Origin of the sequence: Dactylosporangium sp. CA-152071, assembly GCF_050936335.1 — a bacterium.
In the GTDB taxonomy this organism is placed as follows: Bacteria; Actinomycetota; Actinomycetes; order Mycobacteriales; family Micromonosporaceae; genus Dactylosporangium; species Dactylosporangium maewongense.
Genome location: NZ_JBNJMZ010000002.1, coordinates 3,144,874 through 3,162,446, shown reverse-complemented (window position 1 = coordinate 3,162,446; position 17,573 = coordinate 3,144,874). Strand labels below are relative to the sequence as shown.

Annotated in this window: 18 protein-coding genes; 8 read left to right on the top strand and 10 right to left on the bottom strand. The window is 73.7% G+C overall.

Annotated elements, in window-relative coordinates:
- Positions 1 to 165: 165 nt before the first annotated feature.
- On the bottom strand, positions 166 to 939 hold the full coding sequence (locus tag ACQEVZ_RS54180; protein ID WP_433383640.1) for an SAM-dependent methyltransferase: 774 nt from the start codon (positions 937 to 939) through the stop codon (positions 166 to 168).
- Between the two features lie 32 nt (positions 940 to 971).
- Between ACQEVZ_RS54180 and ACQEVZ_RS54175 the strand changes: the two genes are divergently transcribed.
- Entirely contained in the window at positions 972 to 2,153 is a 1,182-nt protein-coding gene (locus tag ACQEVZ_RS54175; RefSeq protein WP_433383638.1) for a hypothetical protein, read from the top strand.
- Between the two features lie 325 nt (positions 2,154 to 2,478).
- Positions 2,479 to 3,342, top strand: a complete 864-nt coding sequence (locus tag ACQEVZ_RS54170) for a SigB/SigF/SigG family RNA polymerase sigma factor (protein WP_433383636.1) — start codon at positions 2,479 to 2,481, stop codon at positions 3,340 to 3,342.
- A gap of 127 nt (positions 3,343 to 3,469) precedes the next feature.
- On the opposite strand, the gene ACQEVZ_RS54165 is transcribed toward ACQEVZ_RS54170, so the two are convergent.
- The 6 genes from ACQEVZ_RS54165 to ACQEVZ_RS54140 form a co-directional block, all read right to left on the bottom strand.
- The gene (locus tag ACQEVZ_RS54165) at positions 3,470 to 4,336 is read right to left on the bottom strand and encodes an SMP-30/gluconolactonase/LRE family protein (protein ID WP_433383634.1); all 867 of its coding nucleotides are present in this window, start codon (positions 4,334 to 4,336) and stop codon (positions 3,470 to 3,472) included.
- The gene (locus tag ACQEVZ_RS54160) at positions 4,329 to 5,297 is read right to left on the bottom strand and encodes an ABC transporter permease (RefSeq protein WP_433383632.1); all 969 of its coding nucleotides are present in this window, start codon (positions 5,295 to 5,297) and stop codon (positions 4,329 to 4,331) included. The genes ACQEVZ_RS54165 and ACQEVZ_RS54160 overlap by 8 nt, the downstream gene beginning before the upstream one ends.
- A complete protein-coding gene (locus tag ACQEVZ_RS54155) occupies positions 5,294 to 6,307 on the bottom strand; it encodes an ABC transporter permease (RefSeq protein ID WP_433383630.1) in 1,014 nt (337 codons plus the stop codon). Before ACQEVZ_RS54155 ends, ACQEVZ_RS54160 begins: the two co-directional genes overlap by 4 nt.
- A complete protein-coding gene (locus ACQEVZ_RS54150; protein WP_433383628.1) occupies positions 6,300 to 7,733 on the bottom strand; it encodes a sugar ABC transporter ATP-binding protein in 1,434 nt (477 codons plus the stop codon). The genes ACQEVZ_RS54155 and ACQEVZ_RS54150 overlap by 8 nt, the downstream gene beginning before the upstream one ends.
- A complete protein-coding gene (locus tag ACQEVZ_RS54145; protein WP_433383626.1) occupies positions 7,730 to 8,818 on the bottom strand; it encodes a sugar ABC transporter substrate-binding protein in 1,089 nt (362 codons plus the stop codon). The genes ACQEVZ_RS54150 and ACQEVZ_RS54145 overlap by 4 nt, the downstream gene beginning before the upstream one ends.
- A 171-nt stretch (positions 8,819 to 8,989) precedes the next feature.
- The gene (locus tag ACQEVZ_RS54140) at positions 8,990 to 10,195 is read right to left on the bottom strand and encodes an ROK family protein (protein ID WP_433383624.1); all 1,206 of its coding nucleotides are present in this window, start codon (positions 10,193 to 10,195) and stop codon (positions 8,990 to 8,992) included.
- Between the two features lie 137 nt (positions 10,196 to 10,332).
- Between ACQEVZ_RS54140 and ACQEVZ_RS54135 the strand changes: the two genes are divergently transcribed.
- The 3 genes from ACQEVZ_RS54135 to ACQEVZ_RS54125 all read left to right on the top strand — a co-directional run bounded on the left by ACQEVZ_RS54135 (position 10,333) and on the right by ACQEVZ_RS54125 (position 11,627).
- Positions 10,333 to 10,677 (top strand): nuclear transport factor 2 family protein, encoded by a 345-nt coding sequence (locus tag ACQEVZ_RS54135; RefSeq protein ID WP_433383622.1) that lies wholly within the window; start codon positions 10,333 to 10,335, stop codon positions 10,675 to 10,677.
- A gap of 95 nt (positions 10,678 to 10,772) precedes the next feature.
- Entirely contained in the window at positions 10,773 to 10,964 is a 192-nt protein-coding gene (locus tag ACQEVZ_RS54130) for a hypothetical protein (protein ID WP_344502264.1), read from the top strand.
- A gap of 78 nt (positions 10,965 to 11,042) precedes the next feature.
- Positions 11,043 to 11,627, top strand: coding sequence for a hypothetical protein (locus ACQEVZ_RS54125; protein WP_433383620.1), 585 nt, complete (start codon positions 11,043 to 11,045; stop codon positions 11,625 to 11,627).
- A gap of 150 nt (positions 11,628 to 11,777) precedes the next feature.
- Here ACQEVZ_RS54125 and ACQEVZ_RS54120 read toward each other — a convergent pair whose 3' ends face one another.
- Together ACQEVZ_RS54120 and ACQEVZ_RS54115 are read right to left on the bottom strand one after the other, a co-directional pair.
- On the bottom strand, positions 11,778 to 12,419 hold the full coding sequence (locus tag ACQEVZ_RS54120) for a hypothetical protein (protein ID WP_433383618.1): 642 nt from the start codon (positions 12,417 to 12,419) through the stop codon (positions 11,778 to 11,780).
- A 13-nt stretch (positions 12,420 to 12,432) separates the two neighbouring features.
- Complete coding sequence (locus tag ACQEVZ_RS54115; RefSeq protein ID WP_433383616.1) at positions 12,433 to 13,383, bottom strand: GlxA family transcriptional regulator; 951 nt, start codon at positions 13,381 to 13,383, stop codon at positions 12,433 to 12,435.
- Positions 13,384 to 13,454: 71 nt separating this feature from the next.
- On the opposite strand from ACQEVZ_RS54115, the gene ACQEVZ_RS54110 reads away from it, so the two are divergent.
- The 3 genes from ACQEVZ_RS54110 (at position 13,455) to ACQEVZ_RS54100 (ending at position 16,329) form a co-directional block, all read left to right on the top strand.
- Positions 13,455 to 14,711: an APC family permease gene (locus ACQEVZ_RS54110; protein WP_344502268.1), complete on the top strand. Its 1,257-nt coding sequence runs from the start codon at positions 13,455 to 13,457 to the stop codon at positions 14,709 to 14,711.
- A gap of 31 nt (positions 14,712 to 14,742) precedes the next feature.
- Entirely contained in the window at positions 14,743 to 15,075 is a 333-nt protein-coding gene (locus tag ACQEVZ_RS54105) for a YciI family protein (protein ID WP_354901373.1), read from the top strand.
- 72 nt (positions 15,076 to 15,147) lie between these two features.
- Positions 15,148 to 16,329 (top strand): RNA polymerase sigma factor, encoded by a 1,182-nt coding sequence (locus ACQEVZ_RS54100; RefSeq protein WP_433386171.1) that lies wholly within the window; start codon positions 15,148 to 15,150, stop codon positions 16,327 to 16,329.
- A 13-nt stretch (positions 16,330 to 16,342) separates the two neighbouring features.
- Here the strand turns inward: ACQEVZ_RS54100 and ACQEVZ_RS54095 are convergent, their stop codons facing one another.
- A complete protein-coding gene (locus ACQEVZ_RS54095; RefSeq protein WP_433383613.1) occupies positions 16,343 to 17,548 on the bottom strand; it encodes an FAD-dependent oxidoreductase in 1,206 nt (401 codons plus the stop codon).
- Positions 17,549 to 17,573 lie beyond the last annotated feature (25 nt).

Below are 17,573 nucleotides of genomic sequence, written 5' to 3'. Positions count from 1 at the left end.
CGGTCCGGTGACCGCCGCACGAGAGGACTTCGCCTTCACCCGGGTCGATGGATGGGTCGGTGTCGGCTTGCTGTCAGCGACCCATCCGCGCCCCCGTCAGCTCCGAATCGGCCGCCCGCCCCCGCCTTGCCGTCAGCGAGCCGGCCGCACGCCCACGCCTTGCTGTCAGCGGCCCGGCCGAACGCCCACGGCGCCGTACCCGTGGGAGACCTGCTCCTCGCCGTTGTCGGGGCGCCAGTCGCCGAGCCACACCAGCCCCGGGTCGAGCAGGTCGTAACCGTCGAACAGGGCAGCGATCTCCGCCCTGGTACGGGGGACGATCGGCGCGCTGGACCGCCGGTACACCTGCTGGCCGGCGGCGGCGGGCGCGGCGGGGACCCCGTCCAGGGTGAGGTGGGAGACGACGAGGTGGCTGCCGGGGACCGTGGCGTCGCGCAGCCGGGCGATGATGCCGCCCGGGTCGGCCTCGTCGGGCACGAAGTGCAGGATCGACACCATCAGGATCGCGACCGGCTCGCCGAAGTCGAGGTGCCCGGCGACGTCGGGGTCGGCGAGCAGCGCCTCCGGGTCCCGCAGGTCCCGGCACGCCACCGACACGCGGTCCAGACCGTCCACAAGGGACCGTGCCTGGGCGACGGCCACGGGGTCGTTGTCGACGTAGACGACCCGGCCGTCGGTCATCTCGTGCACGTTGCCCTGCGTCGGCAGCCCCGTGCCGATGTCGAGGAACTGCCGCACGCCGGCCCGGTCCAGGTGCTGCACCGCCCGCTGCAGGAACCGCCGGTTGGTCCTGGCCGCCGCGGGCGTGTCCGGGAAGATCGCGAGGATCTGCTCCGCGGCCTCGCGGTCGGCGGCGAAGTTGTGATACCCGCCGAGGTAGTAGTCGTACATGCGGGCCACATTGGGAACGCTGGCGTCGACGTCGCCGAGACCGGTCATCCATCCACCTTAATGGGGTAGGTTCTGCGACCGTGCTGGACGGACTCGACGAGATCGACTGGGCCTCGCTGGAGCACGCGTACGGCCCGGCCGCCGACGTGCCCGGTCACCTGCGGGCGCTGCGCTCCGGCGCCGCCGGGGACCGGCGCGGGGCGCTGTCAGGGCTCATTGGCGGGATCTGCCACCAGGGGACCCGGTACGAGGCGAGCGCCCCGGCGGTGCCGTTCCTGCTGGAGCTCCTGGCGGACCCGGCGACCCCGGACCGGGCCGCGGTCGTGGAGCTGGTCGCGTCGATCGCCGTCGGGCACCACGGGGCGTGGCTGCCGGACGGGTTCCCGGTCGCCGAGCTGCGGGCCGCGGCCGTGGGCGGCGCCGAGCTGCTGCGTGCCGCGCCACCGCCGGCCGAGGACGACGAGGACGAGGACTTCGAGGGGGAGAGCCGCCTGGACTACTGGGAGGCTCTCGACGACGACCAGCGGTCGGCCATGGCGGCGCACGTGGAGCTGGCCGCCTACGACGCCGTGCGCGCCGGCCTGCCCGTGCTGCGGGAACTCGTCGTCGGCGGCGACGCGCACGGTGACGCCGCGTTGCGGGCGGCCGCGGCGTTCACGCTCGGCTGGTTCCCCGAGGACGACGCCGCGAGCGTCGCGGTGCTCACCGCGGCGGTCGCCGACCCGTCCCGGTCCGTCGCCGCCACCGCGGTCGTGTCGCTCGGGCTGCTCGGCACCGTCGTGCCGGCGGCGCTGCGCGACACCAGGGGGGAGATCCGCTGGGCGGCGGCGGTCGCACTCGCCCGGGTCCGGGGCGCCGGTGCCGGCGACGAGGCCACGCAGGAGCTGCTGCGCTGGGCCGGGGGCGCGAGCACCGCCCGGGCCGGCATCCCGTTCCTCGGCGGTGACCTGGCCGGCTACGCGGCGCTGTCCCTGCCCGCGCTCGCCGCCGGTGACGCCGCCCTGGACGCACTGCTGGCCCGGCTCGGGACGGTCACCGGCGTGGAGACCCTGCCGGTGCTCGGCACCGCGCTGCGGCTCGTGTTCCCGGACGGTCCCGGGTCCGGCGTGGCCGGCCCGCGGCAGAGACTGGTGCGGGCGCTGGCGGAGGCGCCCGCCGCGTGGCAGATCGGCGGGCGGAAGTCCGGCGACGTGTCGGGGCTGCTGCGGTCGTTTGGCCTGCCCGGCGACCCTGCGGCGATGAACGACCTGCTAGAGGGCTGACACGCCGGTCGGAGGGGTGCGACTGTTGTCATGCGGCAATCTGTTGTACGGTGGGTGAGTCGTCACCTCCGGCGGCCTGCCACATGTTGCGCAAGCAGCGTGCGCGGCGGGTCACCGGCCGGGCCCGTCCAGACAGCGGCGGTCCACCCGGTGCCGTGACGGTTCTCGGTCTCACCGCCGGCGCTCAAGACACGGGCGCTGTGAGCGATTTTCTGACCGGTCTCGAGTCTCGTGCGCCCTCAAGCTGGGGATGCCCTGCTCGGCGTTGCCTTAAACGACGTCCTACAGGACGGACCGGTCATTGCACCGAAAGGCTGACCCTGCCGTGAGCACTGACCTGCACACTGACGCCACTCGCACCGCCGACCTCCACGACGTCGACTCCGTCCCGGCCGCCGACGCGGCCACGGGCGCCGGTTCGCACCGGACCAGGGAGACCGACGCCCAGGCCAAGGCGTTGCTGTCGCTGCTCGGCGACCTGCCCGCCGGCACCGACCGCGACCGCGTCCGGGCCCGCCTCATCGAGCTGTACATCCCCCTCGCCGAGTACCTCGCCCGGCGCTTCCGCAACCGCGGCGAGCAGTTCGACGACCTCGCCCAGGTCGCCAACCTCGGGCTGATCAAGTCGGTCGACGGGTTCGACCCGGAGCGCGGTGCCGCCTTCACCAGCTACGCCATCCCGATGATCGTCGGCGAGCTCAAGCGCCACTTCCGTGACAAGGGCTGGGACGTCCGCGTGCCCCGCCGCCTGCAGGAGCTGCGCCTGGAGATCTCGAAGGTCTCCGGCGACCTCGCCCAGGACCTGGGCCGCTCCCCGACGGTCGCGGACCTCGCGGCGAAGCTCGGGGCGAGCGAGGAGGACGTCATCGAGGGCCTGGACTGCGGGCAGGCGTACCGCGCGCTGTCGCTGGACGCGCCCGTCGGCGAGGCCGGCGACGGCGGCGTCACGGGCCTCGGCGACCTGCTCGGCGGCGACGACCCCGACATGGCCAACGTGGAGAACCGCGAGGCGCTGCGCCCGCTGCTGGCGAAGCTCCCGGCCCGCGAGCAGAAGATCATCGCGATGCGGTTCCACGGCAACCTGACGCAGTCGCAGATCGCCGCGGAGCTCGGCATCTCCCAGATGCACGTGTCCCGCCTCCTGGCCGGCGCCCTGCGCACCCTGCGCACGTCGCTCACCCAGGACTGACCACAGTCGGCGAAGCCGGCTGACCACGGTCGCCGGCGACGTCAGGACTGACCACGGTCGCCGGCGACGTCAGGACTGACCACGGTCGCCGGCAAAGCGAAGGCGGCGGGCCTCGGCCCGCCGCCTTTCACCGTCCCGTGAACCGGGCGGCCGGCAGGCCGGTCGCGTCCGGGTCGAGCAGCAGCAGGTGCCCCGACCGGGGCGCCGCGGCGCCGCGCCCGCGGCGGGCGCTCGTCACCGCCATGAGCTGCAGCTCCGGCCCGACGAACGCGCACCGCGTCGGGCGGGGCACCGGCAGTTCCACCACCCGGTCGATCCGGCCGTCGGGGGAGTAGCGGACGATCCGCCCGCCGTCCCACTTGCAGTTCCACACGAAGCCGTCCGCGTCGACCGTCACCCCGTCCGGGAACCACGCCTCGTCCTCGTCGGAGGCGAAGAGCCGCCCGCCCCCCACGGCGCCCGTCGCGGGGTCGAACTCGTAGGCGGTGATCCGGCTGCGGGCGGAGTCGACGTGGTACAGGGTGCGCCCGTCGGGGCTCCACGCCGGGCCGTTGGAGACGACGACGCCGCCGAACGCCTTCGTGACGCTCAGGTCCTCGCGCAGGCAGTAGAACGCGCCGCTCGCCGTCGCCTCCGTCTCGTTCATCGTGCCGAACCAGAAGCGGCCCCCGGGATCGACGGCGCCGTCGTTGCAGCGGTTGCCCGGTACATCGGACTCCACCTCGGCGACGACCTCGACGGTGCCGTCGTCGGCGACGAAGGCCAGGGCGTGCCGCAGCGCCGCGACCAGGCCGCCGCCGGACCGCAGCCCGACGCTGCCGACCGTGGCCGGCAGGCGGATGCTCGCCACCCCGCGGGTGGCCCAGTCGAGGGTGAACAGCAGCGCCCGGTCGATGTCGACCCAGTGCAGCCGGCCCGTGACGTCGTCCCACAGCGTGCTCTCGCCCAGCTCGCAGGGGATGTCGCAGAGTGTGTCAGCCGGGGTCTCAGTCATCGGCGCGCTCCCTGCCGTAGGTGAAGAGGATGGCGAGGATCACCAGACCATAGATGACGTTCCGACCGTACTCCGGGACCCGCTCCGCCTGGAGCAGCGTCACGATGGCGACCAGGGTGACCGATCCGGCGACGACGCCGGCGTAGTGGCCGCGCCCGCCGAGGATCGAGACGCCGCCGACGACGACCGCCGCGATCGACTCGAACAGGTACGGGTCGCCGAGCCCGAGCGACGGCTGCCCGCCGTAGGCGACGAGCGTGACCCCCGCCAGGGCCGCGAACACGCCGCTGAGCACATACAGCGCGACCGTGACCGGCCGGACGCCGACCCCGGCGAGGAAGGCGGCGCGCGGGTTGTTGCCGACCGCGTAGACCCGGCGGCCGAACGTGGTGAAGGTCAGCAGCACCGTCACGAGCAGCGCCACCCCGGCCCACAGCAGCAACTGCGACGGCACGCCCCACACCCGCCCGACCACGAGCCGGCGCAGCGGCTCCGGGGCGTACGACGCGCACGAGGCGCAGGTGAGCCCCTTCGACAGGCCGAGGGACAGCCCCTGCAGGACGCCGTTCATGCCGAGGGTCATGACGACCGCGGGCACGCCGAGCCACGCGACGCCGAGCCCGTTGCACAGCCCGACGGCGGCGCCGGTGCCGAGCGCGAGGAGGACCGCGAGCGGCAGCCGGCCGGACTGGCCGAGGCTGCTCGTGGTGAGGACGATCGCGGCGCCGTTGAGCACCCACGGCATCGACAGGTCGATGCCGCCGACGAGGACGACGAGCATCTGCCCGGCGCCGACGAACCCGATGAAGCTGGCGAGGACCAGCATCGTGCGCAGGCTCGGCCACGACCCGAATCCGGGGTGGATGACCGCCCCGGCGACGAGGATCGTGGCGGCGGCCGCGAACGCGTACCGGATCCGCCGCTGCGGGGCGGCCTTGCGCAGCACGGCTTCCAGGTTCATGACCGCCTCCAGCGCAGCAGGCCGCCGAACCGCCGCAAGCGCAGCGGGCTGCCGAACCGCCGCAAGCGCAGCGGGCTGCCGGACCGCCGCCAGCGCAGCAGGCTGCCGAGCAGCACCGCGACGACCAGGAACAGGCCCTGGAACAGCGACTGGTACAGCGGATCGATGCCGGCGAAGAACAGCACGTCGATGACGAGGGTCAGCGCGAACGCCCCGGCGACCGCGCCCAGGGCGGAGCCGCGCCCGCCGGCGAACGCGATCCCGCCCACGACGACCGCGGCGATCGACGTGAGGATGAACGGGTCGCCGGCGTTCGGGTCGCCCGACGTCGTCGTCGACACGTAGAACACCGCGGCGAGGCCGCTGCACAGCCCCGACAGGCTGTACACCCCCACCTTCACCCGGACCGTCGGCACGCCGGAGGCGCGGGCGGCCGCCTCGTCGCTGCCGACGGCGTAGACCCGCATGCCGAAGCGGGTGCGGCGCAGCACCAGCCACCCGGCGACCGCGGCGCCGAGCCAGATCAGCCCCGTCGGCAGGTCCGGGTCGGTGAGCACCGAGCGGACCGCCGGGGAGATCTCGCCGCCCGGCACCGGCAGCACCTTGAGCGCGAGTCCACTGTAGACGGACAGGGTGGCGAGGGTGGTGAGGATCGGCGCGATGCGCCCCCTGGCGACGACGACCCCGTTGACGGCGCCGCAGGCGGCCCCGGCGGCGACCGCCGCGAGCATCCAGCCCGCGGTGACGGCCGCGCTGCCGGTCGACCCGGCCGCGACGATCGCGACGCCGAGGCCGACCATCCCGCCGACGGACAGGTCGATGCCGCCGGTCAGCACGACCAGGCTCTGCCCGATCGCCACGAAGACGAGGGGCAGCGACGTGTTGAGCAGCGACAGGTAGTCGAACGGCGTCGGCAGGTGCCCGAGGCTCGTGGTGTAGACGGCGAGGTAGGCCGCGGCGGTGGCCGCGAGCACCGCGTAGCCGAGCGTCGCGGCCCGCAGCTCAGACATGCTGATGCTCCTTCATGGCGGCCGCGACGATGCGCTCGGCGTCGCCGACCGGCCCGTCGAGGGTGGCGGCGACCCGCCCCTCCCGCATCACCAGGACCCGGTGGCACAGGTGCGCGATCTCCTCGGTCTCGCTGCTGTACAGCAGGACCGCCCGCCCCTGCGCGGCGAGACCGGCGACGAGGACGTAGAAGTCGTGCTTGGTCGCGGCGTCCACGCCCCGCGTCACGTCGAACAGCAGCAGCACCTCGGCCCCGCTGAGCAGCCAGCGGCCCATCAGGACCTTCTGCTGGTTGCCGCCGGAGAGGGTGCCGACGGGGTGCGCCGTCGAGGCGGCCCGCACCGCCAGCCGGTCGACGACGCCCTGCACCGCCGCGCGCTCGGCGGCCCGGCGCACGAACCCGGCCACCGACCGCCGCTCGAGGGTGGCGAGGGCCAGGTTGTCCCGCACCGACATGGGCAGCAGCAGGCCCTCCGCCTTGCGGTCCTCCGGCACGTACGCGATGCCGATGCCGGCCCGGATCGCGTCCTTCGGCCTCCTGATCGTGGTCCGGATGCCGCCGACGGTGACCTGCTGCCGCCCGATGCCGAAGAGCCGCAGGAACAGCTCGCGCTGCCCCTGCCCGGCCAGGCCGCCGATGCCGACGATCTCGCCGCGCCGCACCGTGATGTCGACCTCGCCGACCCGCGCCTCGAGCGCGACGGTGTCCTGCGGCGGGGCCAGCGGCGGGTAGGTGGCCTCCAGGGTGCGGCCGCTCATCAGCGTCACCGCCTCGGACTCGGTCAGCCGCGACCGGGTGGTGACGTGGGTGCCGTTGCGGAACACGGTGACCCGGTCCGCCAGGGCCTCGATCTCGCGCCACCGGTGCGAGGTGAAGACCACGCAGCAGCCCTCCTCCCGCAGCCGCCGCATGTGCGCCGCCAGCCACGCCACCTGCTGCTCCTGCAGCGCCGCGGTCGGCTCGTCGAGGATCAGCACCTCGGGGCGGGTCGCGAGGACCCGCACCAGCTCCACCACCTGCCGGCGCGCCACCGACAGGTCGCGGGTCACGGCCGCGGGGTCGAGGTCGTGGATGCCGTGGTCGCTCAGGATCCGTCCCGCCACCGGCACCAGCCGGCGCCGCGCGACCAGCCCGAACCTTCCGCGGGGCGGGTCGTGCAGCAGGAGGTTCTCCGCGACGGTGAGGTCCGGCAGCAGCGAGAGCTCCTGGAAGGCGGTCGCGAGCCGCCCGGTGACGCGCACGGTCCCCTTGTCGGGCCGCACCAGGCCGCAGAGCACCTTGATCATCGTGCTCTTGCCGGCGCCGTTCTCGCCGGCCAGGGCGTGGATCTCGCCGGGGCGCGCCGAGAAGGACGCGTCCCGCAGGGCCCGTACCCCGCCGAAGGAGCGGTCGACCCCTTCGGCGTGCACGGCGGTCTGGTCCGTCATCCGAGCTTCACCGCGAGCGTCCTGCCCGGGCACGGCGTGCCGTCGGTCGCGGCCTCCTGGCACAGCACCACGGTCGCGTTCGGCCCCGAGTCGGTGAAGTCGGCGAAGAAGCTGTCCGGCAGGTCCGGGAACACGGTCTCGCCGACCTTCACCGTCTCCGACGTCACCATCGGGAACGGGATCGTCACGCTGGTCTTCGGGTGCTCGCCCTTGATCACGGCCCGGGCAAGCTCGAGCGAGATCACCGACAGGAACGGCGGCTGCCCGATGGACATGCCGTTCACCTTCGGCGTCGACAGCCCGGCCAGGTACTTGCGGAAGCCGTTCTCCGCCTCGCCGCCGGTCACCGGCACGGGCCGGTTCGCCTCGATGAACGCCTTGATCACCCCGTCGGTGCCGCCGGACACCCACACGCCGTCGACCTTCGGCAGGCTCGGCAGCTGCGCCGCGGTCTGCCGCTGGGCCGTCGCGGAGTCCCACATCCCGCTGTACGTGGCGACGACCTTGATGCCCGGGTTGGCGTCGAAGACCTTCTTGGCGCCGGCGTTGCGGTCGTTGTCGGCGCCGGTGCCGGCCACGCCGGTGACCATGACGACGTTGCCCTGGCCCTTGAGCTGGTCCACGACGAACTGGGCGAGCTGCTCGCCGAACTTGACCTGGTCGGTGTTGACCGTCAGGCCGCACTTGGCGTCGACGGTGTTGTCGAACGACACGACGACGATGCCGCGGTCACAGGCCTGCTGGACGACCCCGTTGAGGCCGCTGGTCGACGCCGCGTTGATGACGATGCCGTCCACGCCCTGGGCGATCAGGTTCGAGATCTGGCGGGTCTGCGTGGCGACGTCGTTGCCGGCGTTGAACACGCTGCAGTCGACCTGGTCCTTGTACGGCGGCATCGCGCAGGCCGCCTTGAACACGTTCTCCATCTCGACGCGCCAGCCGTTGCCGATGAACGAGTTCGACAGCGCGATCTTGATTTTCCCTTTGCTCTCCTTGGGGCTGTTCTCGCCGGTACTGCAGGCGGCGGCGACCGGAAACAGCAGTGTGAGCGCTAAAAGGGCCGTGACGGAACGCGGTAGAATCATGGTTGCTCCACCTTCGACGATCGGCTCTGGACGGCAATCCGCGGCCGGTTGTTGTTTGCTGCATTGGCGTGCGGCGAGGGCGGCCAGAGCTGTTTCGCTCTGGCCGTTTCTTCTATTCCGGTGCATTTGGCGCGCCGGCCGGCCGACGGGTTGGGAAGGCCGGCCGGCTGGTCAGCGGACTGGCAGCGGGAACCTGTTGGCGTCGCGGAGCACGGCGGCGGCCGCACCCACGACGACGACCACGTCGATCCCGATCTCACCCGCGACGACGTCGGGGACGGCCTCCCCGGCGTGGATCGCGCGGCGCATCATCGACTGGCGCAGCGGCTCGATGAGGATGTCACCGGCCGGCGCGAGGCTGCCCCCGAGGACGATCAGCTCGGGGTCGAGCAGGTTGTACATGTTGGCCATCGCGACCCCGATGTGCCGGCCCGCGTCGGCGAGGACGCGGCGGCACCCGGCGTCACCCTGGTGCGCGAGGCTGATCACCTCGCCGATCGACGGCCGCCGGCCGTGGCTCTGCCACAGCTGGTCGGTGATGGCGTCCGGGTTGGCCAGGGTGTTCAGGCACCCCCGGCCGCCGCACGCGCACACCAGGCCGTCCTCGTTGATGGTGGTGTGGCCGATCTCCCCGGCCGTGCCGTTGGCGCCGACGTAGAGGCGTCCGTCCATGACGAACCCCGCGCCGATGCCGGTGGCGGTGTAGATGTACGCGTAGTCCCGCAGCCCCCGCGCGGCGCCCCAGGTCATCTCGGCCAGGGCGGCGAGGTTGGCGTCGTTGCCCGCGTGCACCGGCAGCCCGAGCACGTGCTGGGCGAGCAGCCGCGGGTCGAGGCCCACCCACGGCTTGAGCGTGCACGCGCGGCCGGTCAGCCCGGTCCGCCGCTGGATCGGCCCCGGCATGGCGATGCCGACGCCGATCACCTCGTCGCGCCGGAACCCGGTCTGCTCCAGCAGCTCGTCGATCAGCCGGTCGACCAGCAGCAGGGTGTCCTGCGGCGAGGTCTGCTCGTCGACCTGGACCGTCTTGTGCCGCAGCATCGCCTGTGCCACGTCACAGATCGCGATCCGCACGATCCCGTTGCCGATCTCGACGCCCACCGCGACGCCGAGGCCGCCCTTGAGCCCGATCAGGGTGGGCGGCCGGCCCGCCTTGCTCCTGCTGCCGTTGCCGTTCGGATGGGGGCCGTTGGCGCCGCCGACCTCGACCACCGCGCCGGCCTCGATGAGCTCCCCGACGACGCTGGCGACCGTCGACCGGGACAGCCCTATCTCGGCGAGGGCGGCCCGGCTCATCGCACCGTGCTGCCGCAGCGCGTGGATCACGCGGCTGCGGTTCGCGCTGCGTTGTGCGGATCCCGAGTCGAGCGGCGACATGACTTGAGTATTCGCATTCACCATGGTCCAGTCAATAGAGCAGACGGTAGAGCGCTTCCCCGACCTTCATTCTGCCTGAATCACGCAGAATTGATTTTCCTGGAGTGGCGATAGAAATGCACCACGCAATGACGGCGATGAATCACTGGATCGCCGGCGCCGCGACCGGGGACTGGTCCCGGCTCATCGGCATGCTCGATCCCGCCGTGACGTTCCACGTCCCGGTCGAGGGTTTCGCCGGCGTGCGGCACGGCGCCGAGGACGCCGTCCGCTTCTTCGACTGGCTGGCCGCCTCGGTCCGCGCGGATCTGGTCGTCCAGGCGGTCCTGACGGGGGAGTCCGGCGTCGCCTTCGAGGTCCGCGTCGCCGGCACCATGCGCGGCGAACCCTTCACCCAGCGCCTGTGCCTGATCTTCGAACTGCGCGACGGGCGCGTGACGGGCTTCCGCGAATACCTCGCCTGGCCCGGCGGTCTGCGATGAACGCGCCCCGGCTCACTCACACGGGTACCACGCCCGGCCGGTCCGCACCGGGCGCCCGTCTCGCCCGTTAGCCTCGGACGAAGGGGGTGGGCGAAATGGGTAAATCGCCGGAATTGAAGTGGGTCCTGCGGCCGGACCGGAACGGCGTGCACCACGCCGAGCTGGCCCCGCACGACGGCAAGGAGATCTACGCGTTCGGTGACACCGACGCCAACGGCCGGGTCGAGATCACGCTGGTGGACGGCACCCGGGTCCGGGCCCGCCGCGGCGAGCTGATCCCCTGCTGACCCTTCGGACCGGACGCTGACCGGCAGGACCTTCCGGCCTGCCGGTCAGGCCCACCCGCCGTACTACGCTCGCCCGTCATGGGAGACATCACGCCGATCGCGGACCGCGAAGGGCAGGTCGGCGGCATCGAGTCGATGGTGGTCGACGGCCGCCGGTGGTTCTTCGGGTTCGACTACAGCATGGACACCGCGGTCTCGCCGCTGGTCGACGACCCGGCGCGGATGGCGGAGTTCGCGAGCCGGCACATGCTGCAGCGGGACGGGACGCACGACGTCGCCTACTGGCGGGACCTGGTCGACCTGTCCGTCGGGGAGTCCGGCATCGTGGGCGAGGACGAGGACCGCACCTATGACAGCGGGACGCTCGCGGCGCAGCTGCTGACGCCCAGCACGCAGCTGATGTACCTGCTGGGCGCGGCGACCGCGTGGGACGACGGCTTCTTCGAGGACGATGCCGTCCAGGCGGCGCTGGCCACGATCGGCGTACCGGAGCGCGACCGGGAGGAATGGGACTGCCTCGACCGGTGCGTGGCGGCGATCCGCTCCGACGACGCGGAGGTGCGCGCCGCCGCCGTCGGCCTCATGACCCGCTACCAGCGCTTCATCTGGGACAACCTGCCGGCGAACTGGCCCGACGTCTTCGCCGCCCTCCGCCCGGCCTGACGGTGCGTTTCCGCCGGGTCAGCTCGTCGACGCCAGGGTCCAGCTCGGTGACACGGGCCGCCTGGGCGGCGGTCAGCCGGGGCAGCACGGCGGTGGTCAGCCAGGCGCGGTGGTGGCTCTCGTCCGGCTTCAGGTGCGGCGCCACCCCGGTCAGCGCGCCGGCCCGGTCGATGCCGGTGCCGATGTCCCGGGCCAGCGCCAGCGCGACGCCCAGGCGGTCCCGCGGGAGCAGCGGCGCCACCTCCGCCACCGCGAACGCCCGCACCGGATCCCGCTCGATCGCCGACAGGAGCGACAGCACCTCGTCGAGGGCGGCAGGCGGGTCACGACACGGCGGAGCGTCTGGTAGTGCCTGCCGGGGTCCTGCCGCGCCCGCAGGGTCCGCAGCGTGGCGACCAGGCGGCCCGGCGGCAGGAACGGCGCCGCCCAGGCGAGCAGGTCGTCCGCCTCCGTGGGTACCTTGACGGCGCGGCGCACCGCGGCGGCCACGGCGTCGTCGCGCTGCGCGTCGGGCAGCCGGTCGGCGACGCAGCCGAGGGCCGCCAGCCGCGACCCGGCGCCCTTGGTCGTCGCGATGATCGTGGCCACCTCGGCGACCTGCGCGCGGTCCAGGTGCGGCGCCAGGAGGCGCACCAGCTCCACGTGGGTCCGGCGACCGGCCCGGGGGATCGCCGCCAGCAGCGCGGTCACCTGCTCCCAGTGCAGTGCCGGCAGCAACCGCTGCACCGCCTGGACCCAGTCCAGATTCGGGCGCTGTGCGGCGAAGACGCGGATGAACTCGTCGACGGTCACGGAACACTCCGGATCAGCGGTGGAAGACCTGACGGTAGGTGGTGGGGGTGACGCTGGTCTGGCGGGCGAAGTGGGCGCGCAGGTTGGCGGGGGTGCCGAGGCCCGTCCGGTGGGCGATGCGCTCGATCGAGTCGTCGGTGGTCTCCAGGAGCTCCTGCGCCAGTCGTACCCGCTGCCGCAGCAGCCACTGCAGCGGGCTGGTGCCGACCGACTCGCGGAAGCGGCGGGCGAACGTGCGGGGGCTCAGGCGGGCCTCGCGGGCCAGGTCGGCGACGGTCAGGGGCTGGTCGAGGCGGGCCCTGGCCCAGTCGAGGGCGACGCTGAGCGCGTCGGGGGTGCGGGGGCGCGGCGGCGGGTGGGCGAACTGCGACTGCCCGCCGTCGCGGTGCGGCGGGACGACCATGCGGCGGGCGACCTCGTTGGCGACCGCGGCGCCGTGGTCGAGGCGGACCAGGTGCAGGCAGAGGTCGATCGCGGCGCCGGTGCCGGCCGAGGTGAAGATCGTGCCGTCGGACGTGTAGAGCACGTCGGGGTCGAACGTGACGGCGGGGTGGCGCTGGGCGAAGTCGAAGGCGTTCATCCAGTGGGTCGTGGCGCGGCGGCCGTCGAGGAGGCCGGCGGCGGCGAGCACATACGCGCCGGTGCAGATCGCGACGATCCGCCTCCCGCGCCGGTGCGCCTCCCGCACCACCTCGACCAGCGCCGGCGGGGGCTCCACCTGCCTGGCCCGGGCGAACGCCGGGATGATCAGCGTGTCCACGTCGGCCAGCGTGCCGAGGTCGTAGGGTGCGGTCACGGACAGCCCGGAACGGGCCTGGACGACGCCCGGCGCGGCGGCGGCGAAGCGCAGCTCATACCAGGGGTCCGCCAGGTCGGACCGGTCGATGCCGAACACCTCGCACGGCACGGCCAGCTCGAAGACCGGCATGTCCTCGGTGACCGCGACGCCGACGAGATGACGCATGGCTGGAATCTTACCCAACATGGCATTCCTGCCACTCGCTCTTGATCCGCGGGGGATGTCGAATAGCAGGCATGTTGAACGTGCCCCAAGGGGCGGCCCTGTCCATCGGCGCGGTCCTCGGCACCGGGGTCATCGCGCTGCCCGCCCTCGCCGCGCAGACCGCCGGACCGGCGTCGCTCGTCGCGTGGGCCGCCCTGATCGCCCTGTCGGTGCCCCTCGCGGCGACGTTCGCGGCGCTCGGCGCCAGGTTCCCCGACTCGGGCGGTGTCGCCACGTATGCGGGCAAGGCGTTCGGCGACCGCGCCGCGGCGGTCGTCGGCTGGTGCTTCTACCTCGCCGTGCCGGTCGGCGCGCCGGCCGCGGCGCTGTTCGCCGGGGCGTACGTGGCCGCGGCGCTCGGCGGCGGCACCCGCACGGAGCTGCTGACGGCCGCCGCGCTCATGCTCGTGGTGACGGCCGGCAACCTCGGGGGCGTGCGGGTGTCCGGCCGGCTGCAGCTCGGGCTGGCGCTGCTGCTCGTCACGCTGCTGCTGACGGCGACCGTGACCGCGCTGCCGCACGCCGACCCCGGCAACCTGCGGCCGTTCGCCCCGCACGGCTGGTGGGCGGTCGGGTCGGCGGCGGCCCTGCTGGTCTGGGGGTTCGCCGGGTGGGAGGCGGTCACGTCCCTCGCCGGCGACTTCCGGCGCCCCGCCCGCGACCTGCCCCGGGCCACGGCGATCGCCCTGGTCGTCGTCGGCGTGCTGTACTTCGGCATCGCCGCCGCCAGCATCCTGGTGCTGGGCCCCGCGCCCGGCGACGCACCCCTCGCCGAGCTGCTCGCCCGCGGCGTCGGCGGGCAGGTCAAGGCGCTCACCGCCGGCGCCGCGGTGCTGCTGACGCTCGGCACGATGAACGCCTACTACGCCGGCGCGGCCAAGCTCGGTGCCGCGCTCGGCCGCGACCGGGCGCTGCCCGCGTGGTTCGGGCGGGGCAGCGGCGCCGGCGAGGTGCCCCGGCGCAGCCTCGCCGTCGTCGCGGCGCTGGGCGGCGCGTCGCTGCTGCTCGTGACGGCGACCGGCACCGGCACCCGCCCGCTGGTCCTGCTCACCAGCGGTGCGTTCGTCCTCGTGTACGTGCTGGGCACCGCCGCCGCGCTGCGCCTCCTGCCGCGCCGCACGCCCGTGTGGTGGTGCGCGGCGGTCTCCTGCGCCGCGTCGTTCGGACTGCTCGCACTCAGCGGCTGGTACGTCCTGGGCACCCTCGCCGTGGCCGGCTGCGCACTCGCGTACAAATTTTTCGCCCGGCCTGTCGATTCGGGTCCGGTGCCGATTGACGTAGGAGTGTAAGAGGACGCATTCCCTTGAAGGAGCAGCCACGATGGCCCAGTACCTGATCCTCATCTACGAGAACGAGGCGGACTACGAGAGCGCCGACAAGTCCGTGTACCAGGAGGTCATGGACGCCCACAACCGCTTCTCGGAGCAGGTCGGCGAGCGGCTGGTCGGCGGCAACGCCCTCCAGGCGGTCGCGACGGCCACCTCGATCCGCGGCGACGTCGTCACCGACGGCCCGTTCGTCGAGACCAAGGAGGTCCTCGGCGGCTACTACGTGATCGAGGCGAAGGACCTCGACGAGGCGCTGGAGATCGCCAAGCTGTGCCCGGCCCGCTTCGGCGGCGTCGAGGTCCGCCCGGTGATGGTCTTCGAGTAGGCCGCGCCGTTCGTGGAGTCCGCCGCTGTCAGGCAGGCGGTCGCCGACGCGCACCGTCGCGAGTGGGCCAGGGTGCTCGCCGCGACGGTGCGCGTCGCGCGCGACCTCGACCTCGCCGAGGAGTGCGTCCAGGACGCGTACGTGTCCGCCATGGACGCCTGGCTGCGCCAGGGCGTGCCGGCCAACCCCGGCGCCTGGCTGACCGTCGCCGCGCAGCGCCGCGCCCTCAACGCCCACAAGCGTGCCGCGACGCTGCGCTCGAAGCTGCCGCTCCTGGTGGTCCCCGACGCCGGGGACGACGCCGGGGACGACGCCGGGGAGGAGATCCCCGACGACCGCCTGCGCCTGGTGTTCACGTGCTGCCACCCGGCGCTGGCCCGGGAGGCCCAGCTCGCCCTCACGCTCCGCCTCGTCTGCGGCCTGACCACCGACGAGATCGCCCACGCATTCCTCGTCAGCGAGCCGACCATGGCGGCCCGGGTCACCCGCGCCAAGAAGAAGATCGCCGCGGCGGCCATCCCGTACCGCGTGCCGCCCCTCGAACAGCTCCCGGACCGGCTCGACGCCGTCCTGACCGTCGTGCACCTGGTCTTCACCACCGGCCACGCCGCCCCGACCGGCCCCGGCCTGGTCCGCGCCGACCTCGTCGACCGCGCCCTCGACCTGGCCCGCACCCTGTGCGCCCTCATGCCCGACGAGCGCGAGGCCCGCGCCCTGCTCGCCCTCATGCTCCTGCACGACGCCCGCCGCGCCACCCGGACCGCCCCCGACGGCCGCCTGCTGCTGCTGGAGGAGCAGGACCGCGCCCGCTGGGACCGCCCCCAGATCACCGCCGGCCTCGACCTCGTCCGCGCCGCGCTGCGCGGCGGCCGCCCGGGCCGCTTCGCCCTGCAGGCCGCCATCGCCGCCGTCCACACCGAGGCCCCCACCTACGCCGCCACCGACTGGCGGCAGCTGCGCGGCCTGTACGACCTGCTCCTGCGCGCCTGGCCGTCCCCTGTCGTCGCCCTGAACCGCGCGGTCGTCGTCGCCATGTCCGACGGCCCCTCGGCCGCCCTGGCCCTGGTCGACGAGCTGGCCGCGGACCCCCGCCTGGCGTCGTACCACTACCTGCCGGCGACCCGCGCCGACCTGCTGCGCCGCCTGCACCGCCTGCCGGACGCCGCGGACGCCTACCGCGCCGCCATCGCCCTGTGCGACAACGAGGTCGAGCGCGCCTTCCTCGAATCCCGGCTCGCCTCCCTCCCCGAGTGACGCCGGGTGTTCGTCAGCCCGCGGCGGCGGGCTCGGCGGGCCGCGTGAAGAAGCGGACGATGTCGTCGGCCGCGGTGGGGGACAGCATCATCGCCTGGACCCGTGCGGACATCTCGGCGATCGGGTGGATCCGGGTGAACATCGCCTCCTCGTACGTCCGGATCGCCGCGTCGGGGTCGGCGGGGCCGGCGGCGAGCGCGGCGGCGAGCTCGGCCCCGTCGAGCATCGCCTGGTTGGCGCCCTCACCGACCGGCGGCATGAGGTGCGCGGCGTCGCCGATGAGGGTGACGCCCGGCCGGTGGGCCCAGCGGGTGCCGGTGGGCATCGCCTCGATCCTGCGCATCGTCGGGCCATCGCCGGCCTCGATGAGTGCGGTGAGGGCGGGGTCCCAGCCGTCGAACAGCTCCAGCAGGGCGGGCTTGCTGCGGTAGGTGTGCAGGCGATCGTCCGCGCCCAGATCCTCAGCGGGCAGATCGTCCGCGCCCAGATCCTCAGCGGGCAGATCGTCGGCGGGCAGATCGTCGGCGGGTAGATCGTCGGCGGGTAGGGAGATCCCGACCCGGATGCTGCCGTCGCCGAGGCGCTGCGCCGCCAGGATCCGGCTGACGCCGATGCACCAGAGGTTTCCGGGGCCGACCAGCTCGGCGAGGTCGGGGTGGCGCCGGTCGGCGTCGCGGATGCTCAGCTCGACCAGGACGGCCACGCAGGACAGGGGCGCGTCGGTCAGCAGCGACCGGACGGCCGAGCGCGCGCCGTCCGCGCCGACGAGGAGGTCGCAGCCGGCCCGGTCGCCGCCGTCGAACGCCAGCTCGAACCCTCCGCCGGGTCTGGGTGTCGCCGCGACGAGCCGGTGCCGCCAGGCCACCGCGTCGCCGGGGACCGAGTCGAGCAGCAGGTCGCGCAGCGCGGCGCGGTCGATCTCCGGGCGTCCGTCGAACGAGCCGGGCCGTGGCGTGTGGTGCACGAGCACGCGTCCTGCCGGGTCGAGGATGCGGTGCTCCTCGCCCTCCGGCCGCGCCGTGGACCGGAACCTGCCGGCGAGGCCCGCGTCGGCCAGGGCCCGCTGCCCGGACTCCGGGTGCAGGTCGAGCGACCCGCCCTGGGACCGCGCGGACCTGCCCGCCTCGCGCTCGTACACCACCGCGCCGATGCCGTGCCGGTGCAGGATCCGGGCCAGCGTCAGCCCGCCGAGGCCACCACCGGCGATCGCGATTCGCATCGTCGTCTCCCTTGCCGTACGCTGT